The following is a 16,628-nucleotide window of genomic DNA, read 5'->3' as shown; positions in this document are numbered from 1 at the left end:
TTCCCGTCATCGGGCCGGTACGGCTGCAGGGACGCCGGAGGCCGGAACGGCGGGGGCCGGAACGGCGGCAGACGGGAGGCCCAGGAGCACCGGCCGGGGCTGGCCGCGCTCGGTCACGAAGGAGATGCTCGGGTCGGGGGTGTCCGGGGCGTTCACGAACGAGACGAACCGGCGCAGGCGCACCGGATCGTCCAGCACCGCGGCCCATTCGTCCTCGTAGGCGCCGACGTGGCGCTCGATCGCCGCGTCGAGCTCCGCCGCGATGCCCAGGGCGTCGTCGACGAGTACCGAGCGCAGGTAGTCCAGGCCGTCCGCCTGCTCACCACCGGGGCCGGTGGACAGCGACTCGACCCAGCTCGACGTCCGCTGCAACCGGTCGGCGGTGCGGACGTAGAAGACGATGAAACGGTCGATCGTGCGGATCAGGGTCTCGGTGTCGACGTCGGTGAGCAGGAGGTCCGCGTGCCGCGGCCGGAAGCCGCCGTTGCCGCCGACGTAGAGGTTCCACCCGTTCTCGGTGGCGATCACGCCGATGTCCTTCCCGCGGGCCTCGGCGCATTCGCGTGCGCAGCCGGAGACCCCGGCCTTGATCTTGTGCGGTGATCGGATGCCGCGGTAGCGCAGCTCCAGCGCGATGGCGAGGCCGAGGGAGTCCTGCACGCCGTACCGGCACCAGGTCGACCCGACGCAGGACTTCACGGTGCGCAGCGCCTTGCCGTAGGCGTGCCCAGACTCGAACCCGGCGTCGACCAGACGGCGCCAGATCGCCGGCAGCTGCTCCAGCCGGGCTCCGAGCAGGTCGATGCGCTGCCCGCCGGTGATCTTCGTGTAGAGGTCGAAATCCCGGGCGACGGTACCGATGGCGATGAGCTTCTCCGGCGTGATCTCGCCGCCGGGAATCCGCGGCACGACCGAATAGGTGCCGTTGCGCTGGATGTTGGCGAGGAACGCGTCGTTGGTGTCCTGCAGCGCCGCCTGCTCGCCGTCGAGAATGTGGCCGTTGCCGAGGCTGGCGAGAACGGACGCCACGACCGGCTTGCAGACGTCACAGCCGCGGCCGCGGCCGTACCGGCCGACGAGCTCGCTGAACGTCCGGATCTGCTGGACCCGGACGAGGTCGAACAGTTCGGCGCGCGAACAGTCGAAATGCTCGCACAGCGCCTTGTTGACCGTCACCCCGCTTTCGGTCAGCAGCGTCGAGAGCATCGGAACGCACGACCCGCAGCCGGTGCCGGCCTTCGTGCACCCCTTGATCTCGGCGACGGTGGTGAGACCGGACCCGGCGATCGCGGTGTCGATCGCCTCCCGCGTCACGGCGTGGCAGGAGCAGACCATCGCGTCGGCGGGCAGCGCCCCGCCGGGCACGCCCCCGTCACCGCGCGGGGCCAGCATCGCCAGCGGGTCACCGGGCAGCGGCCGGCCCACCAGCGCACGCAGGGCGGCGTACCTCGACGCGTCCCCCACCAGCACTCCCCCGAGCAGGGTGGTCGCGTCGTCGGAGACGACCAGCTTGGCGTAGGAACCGGCGACCGGATCGTTGACGGTGACTTCCAGCGCGCCGTCGGTGGTCGCCAGCGCGTCACCGAAACTCGCGACGTCCACGCCGAGCAGTTTGAGCTTCGTGGCGGTGTCCGCGGCACGGAACTCCGCGTTCCCGCCGGCAAGCCGGTCGGCGAGCACCGAACCCATCGCGTAGCCGGGAGCCACCAGCCCGTAGACCGTGCCGTCGATGCAGGCGCACTCCCCGATCGCGTGGACCGCGGCGTCGGCGGTGCGGCAGCCGGCGTCGACCACCACCCCGCCCCGCGCGCCGACCGCCAGCCCCGCGTCCCGCGCGAGCTGGTCACGCGGACGCACCCCGGCGGCGAACACGACCAGGTCGACGGGCAGCTCGGTGCCGTCCCCCAGGGTGACGAGCCTCGGTGCGGCCTGGTCCGGTGCCGCCTCGGTCACCGCGGCGGCGAAGGTACCGAGATGGACGGTGACGCCGAGCTCCTCGACCAGCCGGCGCAGCAACGCGCCGCCGCCCTCGTCGACCTGCAACGGCATGAGCCGCGGGGCCATCTCTACGACGTGCACGGCCAGCCCGAGCAGCCGCAGCGCGCGGGCGGCCTCCAGCCCGAGCAGCCCGCCGCCGACCACAAGCCCCACCCGCGCCGTCGCCCGCTGGGCGGCCGCGCGGATCGCATCCATATCGTCCAGCGTGCGGTAGACGAAACAGCCCGGCAGGTCGGCGCCGGGCACCGGCGGGATGAACGGAGCGGAACCGGTCGCCAGCACGAGCTCGTCGTAACCGACGGCCCGCCCGCGGCTGGTGGTGACGGTCCGGGCCGCGCGGTCGATCGCGATGACGGCCTCGTCGAGATGCAGCCGGTAGCCGTGGCCGTCGTAACAGCCCGAGGCGACGAGATCCAGGCTCTGCGGGCTGGCTCCGTCGAAGTAGGACGACAGTGCGACCCGGTCGTAGGCTCGCCGCGGCTCCTCCCCGAAGACGGTGACCTGCCAGTGGCGGTCGACGTCCCGTTCTCGCAGCGCCTCGACGAAATGCTGGCCGACCATGCCGTTGCCGACCACGACGAGACGGCGGCCCGAATTCGTTTCCATGACCAGTCCCCACGCGCCCGGATCCGTCAGGCCCGGCTGCGGCCATGGTCGCCAGGCCCTGTTATGCCGAGCGCGCGCAGGCGTTAACTCGTGGGCAAGGAGATCTCACCGCCGCCGGGTGGGCACTGTGCGCACACTGCTGTGCGCGGGCTCTGCTGTGCGCCGGTGTCAGTGGCCGGCGGGGAGCCGGCTGGTGACGCCGTCGAGGAAGATCGCCATGCTGTGCGCGAAGACGGCGTCGGCCGGCGCGGACAGGTAGACGTCCCCGGTCTCGCGAAGCGCCGCGACATCGTCGGGGGGCAGACGGTCGAGCAGTTCGTCGAAGCCGGCGCCGGCCGGGACGCCGCTCGGGCTGCGGCCGGAACGGCTGCGTTGGATGGTCGCGGCGCCCGCCACGAGCTCGATCATGGCGATGGTCGTGTACACGGCCTCCGCCCTGCTCAGCCCGGCGGAGTCGAAGGCGGTCACCGCCGCGTTGACGAAGCGCAGCATGTTGGGGCCGTAACCGTGCATGTTCCGCCCCGCCGCGTCGGGAAGCGGCTGGTCGAGGATGACCCGGCGCATCTCGCTCATGAGCACTTCGATGTCGGCTCGCCAGCCGCGGCCGGTGCGCTCGATCCGGATGTCGCCCATGACGTGGTCCCCGATCAGCGCGATCAGTTCGTCCCGGCTGGCGATGTGCCGGTAGAGCGAGGCGTTGCTGGTGCCGAGCCGCTCGGCGACGGCGCGCACCGTGAGAGCGTCCAGCCCGTCCTCGCGCAGGACATCGAGGGCGGCTCCGATGATCCGCTCGGTGGACAGCCCGCCGAGCCGAGGCCGGCGGCGGCGGTCGAGGTCCGAGCGCTGGATCCACCAGCGGGCCGAACCGGGCTCGAGGCCCACGGATGCGCACGCCACGAGGCCGTCCGAGTCCACCTGGACAGTATGCAAGATCCGCTCCGATACTCACACGGCAGATAAGTGAATGCTGATCGCATTTGGGTCGGCCGTCCGCCCCCCGTCACCCGGGAGGAAGACGCCGGGGCCGGCCGGCCCGGATCGGCCACCCCGGCGAGCCACCCCGGCGAGGCCACCCCGGCGAGCCACCCTGGCGAGGCCACCCCGGCCGGCCGCCCTAGCCGGCCCGGTGTGCGGCGGCGAACGTACGCAGCTCGCGGGCGACGTCGGGGCCGGACGGCTGGTACATGATCTCGCTGAAGCCGGACGCGGCCAGCCTGTCGAGCCCGTCGCGGATGTCCGCGGGGGCCCCGACCATCGTCCGGGCGTCGATGTGGTCCAGCAGAAGGTGGTCCCGCTCGGCGAGGTGCGTGACGTGGCCCTCGAAGCTGAGCAGGTGGCGCTCACCCTCCGGCGCGAGCGCCTCGAGGGCTGCCCGCCACCGCTCGCCGCCGGGCAGCCGGTCCACCGCCGACGCGCCCCCGACGGCGTAGGCGGTGTGCCAGGGGATCACCCGCCAGGGCCCGATGGCCGCACGCACCCGGGCACACTCGCGGTCCTCGCCGGCGTCCAGCACGGTGCCGGTGACCATCGTCGCGGTCGGCAAGGTGGGGTGCACAGGGCCGATCGTCCCGTCCGCCACCTCGGGGGCCCGCCGGTTACCCCGCGGTCCGAGGACGCTGAGCCACAGCGGGACCTCGACCGGCCGGGGCGCGGCCATGCCGGGCCAGTGCAGCATCCGGGTCGGCGCTCCGTCGAGCACGACGGTCTCGCCGGCGAGCAGCCGCCGCAGCGAGCCGACGTAGTCGACCATGGCGTCCAGTGGCATCGCCGGCTGGCCGATCGCCATCCGCGCGGTGTAGCCGGTTCCGAAGCAGGCGCGGAACCGGCCCCCGGACAGCCGCGCGATCGTGGCGATGCCGGACGCCATGGTCATGACGGAGCGCTGGGTGGGGATCAGGACGGCGGTCGCGAGCCCGATCCGCGTCGTGCGGGCCGCCGCGAGCGCCAGATGGGCGAACGGGTCCTCCCACAGCGGGGCCGAGTCGAAGATCCATACCCGGGTGTAGCCGAGCTCCTCGGCGAGGACGGCGAGCTCCGCGAAGTCGGGGCCCGGCGGCAGCCCGCAGGACAACTCGTACTGGCTCACCGGAGTCATGAATAGGTTCTACCGGTCCGGACATCCGGTCGGATGCCGAACCGCCGTTTTCCGGACCGCTGGTCCGTTTTCTGTGGCGGCTGCCGGCGTGGCGGGGCATACTCCCAGCACCGGCCAGCCTGGCCTGCCGGTCGCGCGGTAGGCCCAATCGGTGACAGCATTCGACCATGAACCTACGTTCAGGTGAGGAGCCGCCGGTGCCCAAGGGGTATGTGATCGTGACCGAGACCATCCACGACCCGGCCGGCATGGCGGCCTACAGCCAGCTTTCCGGCCGGTCGCTCACCGAGTACGACGGTCGGGTCCTGGTGGTCGACGACGGTGTCGAGATCCGTGAAGGGTCCTGGCCGGGCAGCCGGACGGTCGTCATCGAGTTCGCCTCGGTCGAGCAGGCACGTGCCTGGTACGAGTCGGAGAGCTACCAGGCCGCCGCCCCGCTGCGGCAGGCCGCGGCCGACTGCAGCCTCGTCATCGCGGCGGGCTTCACCCCACGGCCCACCCCGACCGCGACCACCTGACCCGCCCTCCCCACGCCCCCGACACCCCTACCCACACCGACGGGATGAGGATTCTGACAACGATGATGACGAGCCCTTCTGCCACCCGGTGCCAGCGATGACGGCGGAGTCGGCGCGTATCTCGCCGCTGCCGGTCGAGCAGTGGAGCGACGACGCGGCGCAGACCCTGCCCCGCTACTTACGCCGGCCGGAGCTGTTCGCGCCGGACCGCCCGAACGCGCTTCCGATGCCGACCTCGCTGCGGCTGTTCGCCCACCACATCCGGCTGACCGAGCCCTGGCTCGCCTTCTCCGAGGTCCTTGTCGGCAAGGATTCGGTGCTGGACCCGGCGCACCGTGAGCTGCTCGTCCTGCGAGTGGCCTGGCGAACCCGCTCGCAGTACGAGTGGATCCACCACGTCCGCATCGGTCGGGCCTGTGGCGTCACCACCGAACAGGTCCACGCCATCCCCCAGGGCGCCGAGGCCGAGGTGTGGACGCCGCTCGAACGCGCGATGATGGCCGCGGTCGACCAGATGATCGACCGATTCCGCGTGGACGACGAGACCTGGCAGGTGCTCGCGTCCCATCTCGACAAGCCGCAGCTTCTTGAGCTCTCCTTCGTCGTCGGCAGCTATCTCTGCCTGGCGCAGGTGTTCAACAACGTCGGCCTGGAAGCGGACCCACCCTCCGAGCCCCTGGACGCACCGGCACTTCCAGCGCTGGGGGACTGACCGCCTATGACGACCAATCAGACGACCCATCAGCGGACCGCGACGAGGGAGTCGACGACACGCGACCAGCTGCTCGACGCCGCCGAGCAGCTGCTGCTCGAGGAGGGCTACGCCGCCGTCACGTCGCGCCGCGTCGGGGCGCGGGCCGGGCTCGCCCCGCAGCTGGTGCACTACTACTTCCGGACCATGGACGACCTGTTCCTGCAGGTCTTCCGACGGCGCGCGGATGTCGGGCTGGACCTGCTGCGGGAGGCGATCCACGCGCGCCCGACCCTGCGGCAGCTCTGGGACCTGCGCGAGGCCGGCATGAACACCAGCACCAGGTTCAACCTGGAGTTCATGGCGCTGGCCAACCACCGCAAGGCGATCCGCTCGGCGATCGTCGAGTACTACCAGCACTACCGGCAGCTCCAGCTGGACGCGTTCACGGCCGCCCTGGCGGATCTCGGTGTCCCGCCCCAGCGGTGCCCCCCGCTGGTGGCACAGCTGGTGATGGTCGGTGTCACCCAGCTGATCGCCATCGACGAGGAGTACGGGCTGGGGTCCGGGTACGACACCGTCCTGGCCTACCTCAGTGATCAGATCGAGGAGCTCGCGCGCAGCCACGCGCAGTCACAGCCGCAGGCACAGGTACAGCAGCCGACGGGGCGGTGAAACGAGCGACGGCGGCCCGACAGACGGGTGAAAGCGGCGTGCAGGTGCGGTGAAACCGCGGGCAACTACCGTCCCGGGTGTCAGTTTCCCGCCCTTCCCACCCGGAGGAACCCGCTTTGGGAGCCGTACCCGCAGTCCAGGCCCGCGGCCTGGTCAAGACGTTCCGTGAACAACGCGCGGTCGACGGAATCGACCTCGACGTCCGCCAGGGCGAGATCTTCGGAGTTCTCGGCCCGAACGGAGCCGGCAAGACGACGACCCTGAAGATGCTGGCCACCCTGCTGCCGATCGACAGCGGGCAGGCCGAGATCTTCGGGGTCGACGTCGCCGCGCATCCGAACCGGGTGCGGCAGCTCATCGGTGTCACGGGGCAGTACGCCTCGGTCGACGAGGATCTCACCGCCACCGAGAACCTGTGGCTGTTCGGACGTCTGCAGGGGTTGCGCGCCGCCGACGCACGTTCGACGGCGCGGCGCCTGCTGGAGCAGTTCGGCCTGCAGGAGGCCGCCGACCGCAGGATCGCCGAGTTCTCCGGGGGTATGCGCCGCCGCCTCGACCTGGCCGCCTCCCTGATCACCCGCCCGCCCCTGATCTTCCTGGACGAACCGACCACCGGTCTCGACCCACGCACCCGGGGCCAGATGTGGGACACCATCCGCGGCCTGGTCGCCGACGGCTGCACCGTCCTGCTCACCACCCAGTACCTCGACGAGGCGGACCAGCTCGCCGACCGGGTCTGCGTGATCGATCACGGCCGCAAGGTCGCCGAGGGCACCCCGGACGACCTGAAGTCGCAGGTCGGCGAGTCGACCCTGCAGGTCCAGCTGGAGTCGGGGGCCGACCAGGCCGCCGCCGCCGAGGTGGTGCGCCGTGTCCTCGCCGAGGAGCCGGTGCTCACCCCCGAGGCCGGCCGGCTCAACGTTGCGCTCCCGGACGCCGACCGGGCCGCCGACGTGCTGCTCGGCCTGCGCGCCGCCGGGGTCTCCATCCGCTCGGTCAGCGTCGCGCGGCCCACGCTCGACGAGGTGTTCCTCGCCCTCACCGGTCATGACGTCCCGGCGGACGGTTCCGGCACCGGCCGCACCGACGACATCGACGACGCTGACCACGCTGACCACGCCGGCTCCGCTCTGGAGGCTGCACGATGAGCACCACCACCGACGCCGCCACCGACGCCGCCACCGATGCCGCCACCGATGCCGCCACCGATGCCGCCACCACGGCCGCCGGCACCAGCTCCGTCACCGGCGTTCCCGCGGCTGCGCCGCTCGCCGGCCGGTCACCGGTCAGGCCGCTCGACACCGAGGCCGCGTTCGCCCGGACCAAGGGCCGGGTCGGGGCCGGGGACACCGTCGTCCAGACATTCGCGATGGCCTGGCGGGCGCTGAAGAAGATGCGCCGCAACCCGGAGCAGTTCTTCGACGTGGCCCTGCAGCCGCTGCTGTTCACGGCGATGTTCGCCTACGTCTTCGGTGGCGCGATCTCCGGCGACGTCGACAGCTACCTGCCGTTGCTGATTCCCGGCATCGTCGCGCAGACGGTGCTCACGACCTGCATGGCCACCGGGACGCAGCTACGCGAGGACATGGACAAGGGCGTCTTCGACCGGTTCCGGTCGCTGCCGATGTCCCGGGTCGCGCCACTGGCCGGCCCGATGGTCGCCGATCTGGTGCGTTACGTGACCGCCGCCGTGCTCACCTATCTGATGGGCCTGCTGCTCGGGTACCGGCCGGGTGGCGGTGTGCCGGGCGTCGCCGGCGCGGTGGTGCTCGCGGTTTTCACCGGCTGGGCGATCGCGTGGGCGTTCACCTGGATCGGCACGATCGCCCGCAGCGCCCGCAGCGTGCAGGGGATCTCGATGATGATCCTCTTCCCGCTGACGTTCCTGTCCAACGCGTTCGTCCCGGCGGACACCCTGCCGGGCTGGCTGGAGACCTTCACGAAGGTCAACCCGGTGTCACATCTCGTCTCCGCGACCCGGGACCTGGCCAACAACGGAACGGTCACCGCCCAGGTCGCCTGGACACTGCTCACCGGACTCGCCGTGATCGCCATCTTCCTGCCGCTGTCCGTCGCCAGCTACCGGCGAAACTTGTGAGCGCAGGGCCAGGCACGAACTTCCGCCCTGCTCCGTCGCCCTCGCCACCCCCGTAGTCCCCGCCAGCCCCGCCTTACCCGCCAGACGCAGCACCGCGTCCCGTGCCTCGTCGAACAGCTCCATACCGCGACGCTCGCCGAGGCCTGCCTCGACCGCCGACAGCAGGCCCGGCGCGCATCGCTCGATCAGATCCGCTACCCACTCCCAGTGCAGCGGGCTGACGACGGACACGTAGTCGAACCGCCGCGCGACCGCGAGCAGCCGAACGGCGTCATCGATACCGTGGTCTGGCGCGCCCGCCCTGCCGACAGCACCCCCGGCCTCGCCGCCACCCCCGGCCTCACCGGCCTCACCGGCACCGTCTGCCCAGGTCCGCAGATTCCAGGTCGCGGTCGCGAACAGCGTGGTGCCGAACACCGGGTAGTCGATGTAACCCGACGTGACGTCCAACAGCCTGGAGCACCGCGTCAGGCAGGACGCATACAGCTCACGACCAACCGAGACCTGCTCGGCGTCGGCCGCATACCGGCTGAACGCGGCCAGCGCCACCGCCTCGCCGAACAGCAGCCAGGGCTCCAGCCCACTCTGCGGCACCCCGGGCAGCGCGATCCGCCGCGTCCGCCGCGCCACCGTCAGATACTCGCGCAGCCCGTCAGACACCTGGCCGCGAGCGGTCGTGAGCTCCGCCCGGACCAAACCCACCATCATTCCGCCGAGCAGCAGGTCGCTCTCCGGCGCTGCCGCGCCGTGGGCGGTCCCCCCGACCGCCTCGACGGCCTCGGTCTCGTCGGCCGATCCGACCAGCCCGGCCAGGAACTCCTCGGCCTCGTCGAGCTTGCCGCGGCCGATAGCGTCGACCGCGAGCAGGGTCCGCAGGTTGGCGGCGTCGTCGAGGGCGCCGAGCCGGCTCAGGACCGGCAGCGCCGTGCGGGCATGGACTCGCATCGCGGCCGGATCGCCGCGCCGCAGGGTCAGCGTGGCGAGCTGGGTATGCATACCCGCCGCCAGCCAGGGACCGTCCTCGAGCCGGGTCAGCTTCAGAACTCGCTGCGCGGCGTCAACGGCGGCCGCCGAGTCACCGGCGTTCTCGTGCAGATGCGTCAGCCAGACCAGGGCGAGCATGGCGCAATAGCGGTCGCCGTCATGCACGAGCCGTTCGAGGGCCGCCTGGTTGTCGACGTACGTGTGCCAGCCGGGCCGGTCGGGGGCTGGATCGACGGCCAGCAGCAGGCGCACACCGGCGGCGACCCGCGGATCGCCGGCCGCGTCCGGGCCAAGTCTCGTCAGCAGCTCGCGAATCGGCGCGGCGTCGCTGTCCCCGAGGGCGACCACGCTGCTCAGCACCGCCAACGCCGCGGCCAGGGTGACCGGCACCGCCCGGGGCGGCGGCTCCCAGCCACCGAACGCGTCGCCGATCGCCCCGGTCAACGTCAGGATCCGCGTGTGCTCACCGCGGATGTCCCAGAACCCGGCCAGCACCGCGACCAGGCCCATCACCGATTCGAGATCACCCTCGGCCAGGGCCGCCCGGAGCTCGTCGGTGAGGTTCGCCTCCTCGGCGGCCACGGCGTCGACCGCGTCGAACTGCCCTGCGCTGTAGAGACTCTCGTACTGGCGTAGGGCGTAGCGCACCGCCCAGGAGCGCCGCGACCGGCGGGCCGCGGCGAGACCGCCGGCCTGGGTCAGCCGCAGCAGGCCGAACTCGCGGACGGTCTCCAGCATCTGGTAGCGCACGCCGCCGACCGTCTCGCGCACGCTGAGCAGGGACTGGTCGACGAGGCTCTGCACCACGTCGACGACGTCGACGTCCGGCTCCGGCACCCGCGCCGCTTCCGGCCCCGGCCCCGGCCCCGGCCCCGGCCCCGGCCCGAGGATCTCCTCGGCTGTGTCGAGGGTGAAGCCGTCCTGGAAGACCGCGAGCCAGCGCAGCGCCTGCCGCTCGGGCTCGGCGAGGAGGTTCCACGACCAGTCGATCACCGCGAGCAGGGTCCGGTGCCGGTCCGGCGCGCTGCGGTCGCCACCGCGCAGCAGGGCGAAGCGGTCCGCGAGCCGCCGGTCGATCTCCTCGACCGACATGACCCGCACTCGCGCCGCCGCCAGTTCGACGGCCAGCGGCAGGCCGTCCAGCCGGGCGACGACAGCCGCCACGGCCGCGTCGTCGAGGCGGACGCCGGGCCGAGCTGACACCGCACGTTCACGGAACAGCTCGAGAGCGTCCGCCGACGACAGTGCGCCCAGCGGATACACCCGCTCACCGCTGATCGACAGCGGTGAGCGGCTGGTGGTCAGCACCCGCAGGTCCGCGGTGGTCGCGACGAGAAAGGCGACCAGCTCCGCGACGGCGGCCACCAGATGCTCGCAGTTGTCGAGCACGAGCAGGCTGGGCCCGCTCGACAGCTGCTGGGCGATCCGGGCCCGCAGGTCCGCACGCTGCGGCGGTGTCAGCACGGTACGGCTGCTGACCGAATCACGGACGCCGAGCGCGGAGCCGACCTCGCCGAGCAGATCCTCCGGCGCGGCGACACCGACCAGCTCCACCATCCGCACCACGGGCAGTGCGCTGTCCCGGGCGAGCACGTTCGCGAGCCTGGTCTTGCCGAGCCCACCGGGACCGACGATCGACACCACCCGCGCCCCGGCGAGCATCGCCCGCAGCCGCTCGATGTCCCGGTCGCGCCCCAGCAGCGGGGTGGCATCGTGACGCAGGCCGGTTCGCACGACGGGCCGGTCCGCCGCGAGCAGCTCCTGGTGCACCCGGGCGAGCCCCGGGCCGGGACCGGCGCCCAGGCGATCCCGCAGGTTGCGGCGGTAGAACTCGAAACGCTCCAGGGCGGCACCGGGGCTGCGGACCACGGCCTCGCTGCGCAGCAGATCGGCCAGCAGCGACTCGTCGTCCGGCCGGCCGGCCACCGCCTCCTCCAGCAGCGGCAGGGCCTCGGCGTGCTCCCCCGCGCGGCCGCGGGCCTGGCCGAGCACGGCCCGTGCCGTGGCCAGGTCGGCGATGGCGGCTCGGCGGACGTCCGCGAGCGGACCGTCGGCCAGGGCGCTCTCCTGCGCCGCCCGCGGCCGGGCCGACGCCGGCTGGCCTGCCGCCGGCTGGCCCGCCACCAGGGCCTCGCCCAGCGCGAGCGCCCGGCGCGCCGCGACGGCGGCGGCGACCGGGTCGCCCGGGAGCAGCTGGCCGGCCTGGACTGCCAGCGCGGCCAGCAACGAGCTGTCGATCTGGTCGGGCGCGACGTCGAGGCGGTAGCCGCCGCCGTCGCGCACCACCAGCCCGGCGCCGAGGATCGTCCGCGTCCGCGACACGACGACCTGCAGGCTCTTCACCGCGTTGGCCGTCGGCTCCCCGCGCCAGATCAGGGCGGCCAGCTGCTCGGCCGGCACCGGCCGCCCGCCGGCGGCCGCCAGCGCCGCGAGCAGCGCCTGCGGGCGGTCGCCAGCGACCGGAGTGCCGTTCCAGCGCACCCCGTCAAGCAGGATGAGGCTCACGCCCACCCGGCTCAGTCTAGGGCCGTGTTCAGCGGTCGATCAGGCCCATCGGCGCCTCGGCGTACCGCTCACCCGCCGGCGGCGTGAGCGCGTCGAGCCTGCGCACCTGCTCCGGGGTCAGGCTGATCGCGTCGGCGGCCACGTTCTCCTCGACGCGGGCGACCCGCTTGGTACCGGGAATCGGGGCGAGATCATCGCCCTTGGCCAGCAGCCAGGCCAGCGCGATCTGCGCCGGGGTGGCGCCGATCTCCGTGGCGACGGCGGCGACCTCGTCGGCGATCGCCAGGTTGCGTTCCAGGTTCCCGCCGGCGAAGCGGGGATTCGTCCGGCGCCAGTCGCCCTCGTCCAGCTCGTCGAGCGAGCGGATCTGCCCGGTCAGGAAGCCCCGGCCGAGCGGCGAGTACGGGACGAGCCCGATGCCGAGCTCCCGCAGCAACGGAAGGATCTCCGCCTCGGGGTCACGGGTCCACAGCGAGTACTCCGACTGCAGCGCCGTGACCGGATGGACCGCGTGTGCCCGGCGGATCGTGCCCGGCCCGGCCTCCGACAGCCCGATATGACGGATCTTGCCTTCGGCGACCAGCTCGGCCAGAACGCCGACAACATCCTCGATCGGCGTGTCCGGATCGACCCGGTGCTGGTAGTACAGGTCGATGTGGTCGGTGTCGAGGCGCCGCAGCGACCCCTCGACCGCGGCGCGGATGCTCGCCGGGCTGCTGTCCAGGCCGGCGCGGCCGGTGTGCGAGACGAAGCCGAACTTCGTGGCCAGGACGACGCCGTCGCGGCGGCCCTTCAACGCCCGCCCGACCAGCTCCTCGTTCGTGAACGGCCCGTACACCTCGGCGGTGTCGAGGAAGGTGACACCCAGGTCGAGCGCCCGGTGGATGGCCCGGATCGACTCGTCGTCGTCACTGCCGGCACCGCTGTAGGCGAAGGACATCCCCATCGTCCCGAGACCGAGACGGGAGACCTCCAGGTCGCGCAGCCTGACGTGCTTCATGATCGCTCCTCTCCCTGGCCCGCCCGGGATGACCTATGGCCTGTTCGCGATGTGGCCTGTCCTGGGATGTGGCCTGTCCTGGGATGTGGCCTGTCGGGATGCGTCACGGCTCAGCCTAAGCCCGCCCCGCCCGGCCCGAGCCCGCCTCAGGCTGGGAGGGCACGGCAGGAACCGGGGCGGAAGGAGTCGGGGTCGGCGGCGGCCCAGTCCGCCGCCCAGGCACGCGGCGGATCGGCAAGGAGCTCCCCGGGCTCCAGCCAGTCGAAAAGCTCGGCGTAGCTGCGGGTGTCGGTGTGGCTGACCCGGCGCAGCAGCATCTCGGGGCCGAGCTCGCCGGGGCCGGCGCAGCCGAGGGAGGCCATCACCCGCACCGCCTGCTCGACGGTCGCCGCCTGGTAGCGCCGCACCCGCTCGCTCTTGTCCGCGACGTCCAGTGCGCGTGCCCGGCGCGGGTCCTGGGTGGCCACCCCGACCGGGCAGGTGTTCGTGTGGCAGCGCTGCGCCTGGATGCAGCCGGTCGCCATCATCATCGGCCGCGCCGCGTTGGTGTAGTCGGCGCCCTGCGCGATCCGCTTCACGATGTCGACACCGCTGGCGACCTTGCCGCTCACCCCGATCCGGACCTGCCCGCGCAGGCCGACGCCGACCAGGGCGTTGTGCACCGTGATCAGCCCTTCGGTCAGCGGGGTGCCGACATGGTCCTCGTACTCCAGCGGGGCCGCGCCGGTGCCGCCCTCGGAGCCGTCCACCACGATGAAGTCGGGGGTGACCCCCTCGACGACCATCGCCTTGCAGATCGCCAGCAGCTCCCGGCGGGAACCGACGCACAGCTTGAACCCGGCCGGCTTGCCCGCCGCCAGCTCCCGCATCCGCGCGACGAACAGGACGAGCTCGCGTGGGGTGGAGAACACCCGGTGATGCGCCGGGCTGATGCAGTCCACGCCGAGGGGCACCCCGCGGGCCGCCGCGATCGCGGCGGTCACCTTCGCCGCCGGCAGCACGCCGCCGAGGCCGGGCTTCGCGCCCTGGCTCAGCTTCAGCTCGACCATCCGCACCGTCGGCAGCGCGGCGACGTCGGTGAAGCGGGCCGGGTCGAAGTCGCCGTCCGGGGTGCGGGTGCCGAAATAGCCGCTGCCGATCTCCCAGACCAGGTCGGCGCCGTGCCGCAGGTGGAACTCGGTCAGGCCGCCCTCACCGGTGTCGTGGGCGAAACCGCCGGCCGCCGCGCCCCGGTTCATCGCCAGCACCGCGTTCGCCGACAGCGCCCCGAAGCTCATCGCCGAGATGTTCAGCAGCGCCATGTCGTAGGGCTGGGTGCAGTCGGGCCCGCCGATCCGCACCCGCGGCGGCGGCGCGGCGGGGTCGACGGGCACCGGGGCGGTCGAATGCGGCAGGTACTCGTAGCCGACCTCGTTGACGTCCCGCTCGGTGCCGAACGCCTGGTCACCGTGGATGCCCTTGGCCCGCTGGTAGATCACCGTCCGGGTGTCGCGGTCGAACGGGCGCCCGTCGTAGTTGCGCTCGATGAAGTACTGCTGGATCTCCGGGCGGATCTTCTCCAGGGCGAACCGCAGATGCCCGAGCACCGGGTGGAAGCGCAGGATCGCGTGCCGCCGCTGGGTCACGTCATGCACGGCGAGCAGCAGCAGCGCGGCGGCGACCCCGACGCCGGCCCACCAGCCCGCCGACACGAACAACGCCAGCACCGACCCCACCGCGACCAGCGCGGCCAGGAGGAGAACCGTCGCAACCGGCAACATCGCGAACCGTGCCCTTCCTGCCCCGGATTCCGACCCGACGCCCCGTTGCGCCGATCGGTCTGATCGGGCCCGGTTCGCCAGTGTCCGCGGCAGGTCCGACGCTATCCCCGCTTTCCGCGGTTTCCGCCGGCCGGGCTGCGCCGACAGCGGACGGCCCGCCGCGATCAACATCCCTCGACGCACCATCGACACCGGTCGCCACCGGTCGCCACCCGTCGCCACCGAATCAACAGCGGCCGCCACCGGTCCGCTCTGCTCACGGCGAATCTGCCTCAGGCAGAGACCGCCCCGGGATGCGAGCGGCAGTGCCTACCGTGCCGCCATGGACGTCGTCGAGCTGGTCCCGGACCTCTACTTCCTGCGCTTTCCCGTCGGGCACGTCTACCTGTGGCGGGACCCGGACGGCCTCACCGTGATCGACGCGGGTCTACCCGGCTCCGGGCCGCACATCGCCGGGGCGATCCGCGGACTCGGCTGGCACCCGCGGGACGTCCGGCAGCTCGTCCTCACGCACGGTCACGTCGACCACGTCGGCGCGGCGGCCGAGATCGCGGCCTGGGGTGAGGTGACCGTGCTCGCCCACCAGGCGGACGTCCCCCTGGTCGAGGGGCGCGCCGCGGCCCCGCCGCCGGACCTCGCCGACTGGGAGCAGGCTCTGTACGACCAGGTCCAGGCCGGCCTGCCGGCCACCGATCCCGCTGGGGTGCGGGTCGACCGCCCGCTGGCCGACGGGGACGTCGTCGACATCGCCGACGGGGCACTGACCATCGCCACGCCGGGGCACACCGCCGGCAGCATCGCGCTCTACCTGCCCGGGCCGCGGGTGCTGTTCGCCGGCGACATCATGGCCCGCGACCCGCAGTCCGCCGACCCGCGGACGCCGGTCTTCCCAGGCGTGTTCAACGTCGACCGGGCCGAGGCCCTCGCATCCTTCGCCAGGCTGGCGGCGCTCGACGTCGAGACCGTCTGCTTCGGGCACGGCGAACCCCTCGCGGGTGATGCCGCAGCCTTCCTGCGCGCCGCCGCCGAACGCCTCTCCCGGCCCACATTGTGACCGCGGGCCTGGAAGGATCGGTCCCTGTGACGGAGCATTCTGCACCCTTACTCGACGTTCCCGGTGGCCCCGACTTCGGCCGGTTCGTGGAGAACCTGCGCGAGCTGCTCGACGTGGTGGCCGACACCCGCCCGCCCGCCGCGGTCGTGACCCAGGTCGCCGACCAGTTCGCGCAGCTCAGCGCACAGCTGCGGCAGTTCGCCGTCCCCGAGGCCGAGCGCGTCACCGGCATGCGGCTGGACCTCGACGGCCGCGGCCAGACGATGGTTCCCCCGGTGATCTGGGACGAACGGGGCGGCGACCGCGCGGTGGCCCGGGTGACGTTCGGGCGGCACTACCTCACCCTCGGCGGGGCGGTGCACGGCGGCGCCATCGGGCTGGTGTTCGACGAGGTGCTGGCCATGCTGGCCAACCACGGGCGGCCGTTCGCGCGGTCGCTGTACCTGAACGTCAACTACCGCGCGCTCACCCGGGTCGAGGTGGGGCTGCGGGTGGAGGCGACGGTCGACCGCGTCGAGGGCCGCAAGCTGTTCCTCAGCGGCCGGCTGTTCGACGGCGAAACCCTGTGCGCCGATGTTGAGAGCCTGTTCATCCAGCTCAGACCCACCGGGTAGTAGGCGGCGCGGCGCGCGCGGCGGCGCGGC

The 16,628-nt window shown here is 72.6% G+C and carries 12 protein-coding genes and 1 pseudogene; 7 read left to right on the top strand and 6 right to left on the bottom strand.

Annotated features, from left to right (window positions below):
• Window positions 1-6 precede the first annotated feature (6 nt).
• The 3 genes from nirB to FREUN1FDRAFT_RS06650 form a co-directional block, all read right to left on the bottom strand.
• A complete protein-coding gene (nirB, locus tag FREUN1FDRAFT_RS06660; protein WP_006539213.1) occupies window positions 7-2,604 on the bottom strand; it encodes a nitrite reductase large subunit NirB in 2,598 nt (865 codons plus the stop codon).
• Between the two features lie 168 nt (window positions 2,605-2,772).
• A complete protein-coding gene (locus FREUN1FDRAFT_RS06655; RefSeq protein ID WP_006539212.1) occupies window positions 2,773-3,534 on the bottom strand; it encodes a TetR/AcrR family transcriptional regulator in 762 nt (253 codons plus the stop codon).
• A gap of 184 nt (window positions 3,535-3,718) precedes the next feature.
• The gene (locus FREUN1FDRAFT_RS06650; protein ID WP_006539211.1) at window positions 3,719-4,699 is read right to left on the bottom strand and encodes an LLM class flavin-dependent oxidoreductase; all 981 of its coding nucleotides are present in this window, start codon (window positions 4,697-4,699) and stop codon (window positions 3,719-3,721) included.
• A gap of 167 nt (window positions 4,700-4,866) precedes the next feature.
• Between FREUN1FDRAFT_RS06650 and FREUN1FDRAFT_RS06645 the strand changes: the two genes are divergently transcribed.
• The 5 genes from FREUN1FDRAFT_RS06645 (at window position 4,867) to FREUN1FDRAFT_RS06625 (ending at window position 8,681) form a co-directional block, all read left to right on the top strand.
• Window positions 4,867-5,217 (top strand): DUF1330 domain-containing protein, encoded by a 351-nt coding sequence (locus FREUN1FDRAFT_RS06645; protein ID WP_050795759.1) that lies wholly within the window; start codon window positions 4,867-4,869, stop codon window positions 5,215-5,217.
• Window positions 5,218-5,314: 97 nt separating this feature from the next.
• Window positions 5,315-5,929, top strand: a complete 615-nt coding sequence (locus FREUN1FDRAFT_RS06640; RefSeq protein ID WP_006539209.1) for a carboxymuconolactone decarboxylase family protein — start codon at window positions 5,315-5,317, stop codon at window positions 5,927-5,929.
• Window positions 5,930-5,935: 6 nt separating this feature from the next.
• Window positions 5,936-6,583 carry a TetR/AcrR family transcriptional regulator gene (locus FREUN1FDRAFT_RS06635; protein ID WP_006539208.1) on the top strand — a complete coding sequence of 216 codons (648 nt, stop codon included), beginning with the start codon at window positions 5,936-5,938 and terminating at the stop codon, window positions 6,581-6,583.
• A gap of 116 nt (window positions 6,584-6,699) precedes the next feature.
• The gene (locus FREUN1FDRAFT_RS06630) at window positions 6,700-7,731 is read left to right on the top strand and encodes a daunorubicin resistance protein DrrA family ABC transporter ATP-binding protein (RefSeq protein ID WP_006539207.1); all 1,032 of its coding nucleotides are present in this window, start codon (window positions 6,700-6,702) and stop codon (window positions 7,729-7,731) included.
• Complete coding sequence (locus FREUN1FDRAFT_RS06625) at window positions 7,728-8,681, top strand: ABC transporter permease (RefSeq protein WP_006539206.1); 954 nt, start codon at window positions 7,728-7,730, stop codon at window positions 8,679-8,681. The genes FREUN1FDRAFT_RS06630 and FREUN1FDRAFT_RS06625 overlap by 4 nt, the downstream gene beginning before the upstream one ends.
• A gap of 1,971 nt (window positions 8,682-10,652) precedes the next feature.
• Here the strand turns inward: FREUN1FDRAFT_RS06625 and FREUN1FDRAFT_RS45925 are convergent.
• The 3 genes and pseudogenes from FREUN1FDRAFT_RS45925 to FREUN1FDRAFT_RS06610 all read right to left on the bottom strand — a co-directional run.
• A pseudogene (locus FREUN1FDRAFT_RS45925) lies at window positions 10,653-11,948 on the bottom strand (BTAD domain-containing putative transcriptional regulator); the annotation flags it as partial.
• Between the two features lie 250 nt (window positions 11,949-12,198).
• Entirely contained in the window at window positions 12,199-13,170 is a 972-nt protein-coding gene (locus FREUN1FDRAFT_RS06615; protein WP_006539204.1) for an aldo/keto reductase, read from the bottom strand.
• Window positions 13,171-13,316: 146 nt separating this feature from the next.
• Complete coding sequence (locus FREUN1FDRAFT_RS06610) at window positions 13,317-14,930, bottom strand: FMN-binding glutamate synthase family protein (RefSeq protein ID WP_006539203.1); 1,614 nt, start codon at window positions 14,928-14,930, stop codon at window positions 13,317-13,319.
• Between the two features lie 322 nt (window positions 14,931-15,252).
• Here FREUN1FDRAFT_RS06610 and FREUN1FDRAFT_RS06605 point away from each other — a divergent pair, with 322 nt between their 5' ends.
• The gene (locus FREUN1FDRAFT_RS06605; protein WP_006539202.1) at window positions 15,253-15,984 is read left to right on the top strand and encodes an MBL fold metallo-hydrolase; all 732 of its coding nucleotides are present in this window, start codon (window positions 15,253-15,255) and stop codon (window positions 15,982-15,984) included.
• A gap of 26 nt (window positions 15,985-16,010) precedes the next feature.
• Window positions 16,011-16,598 (top strand): PaaI family thioesterase, encoded by a 588-nt coding sequence (locus tag FREUN1FDRAFT_RS06600; RefSeq protein WP_006539201.1) that lies wholly within the window; start codon window positions 16,011-16,013, stop codon window positions 16,596-16,598.
• Window positions 16,599-16,628: the final 30 nt, after the last annotated feature.

This window comes from Parafrankia sp. EUN1f (assembly GCF_000177675.1).
GTDB lineage: Bacteria > Actinomycetota > Actinomycetes > Frankiales > Frankiaceae > Parafrankia.
The sequence above is the reverse complement of the archived record's forward strand: the minus strand, read 5'-3'. Positions and strand labels throughout refer to the sequence as shown.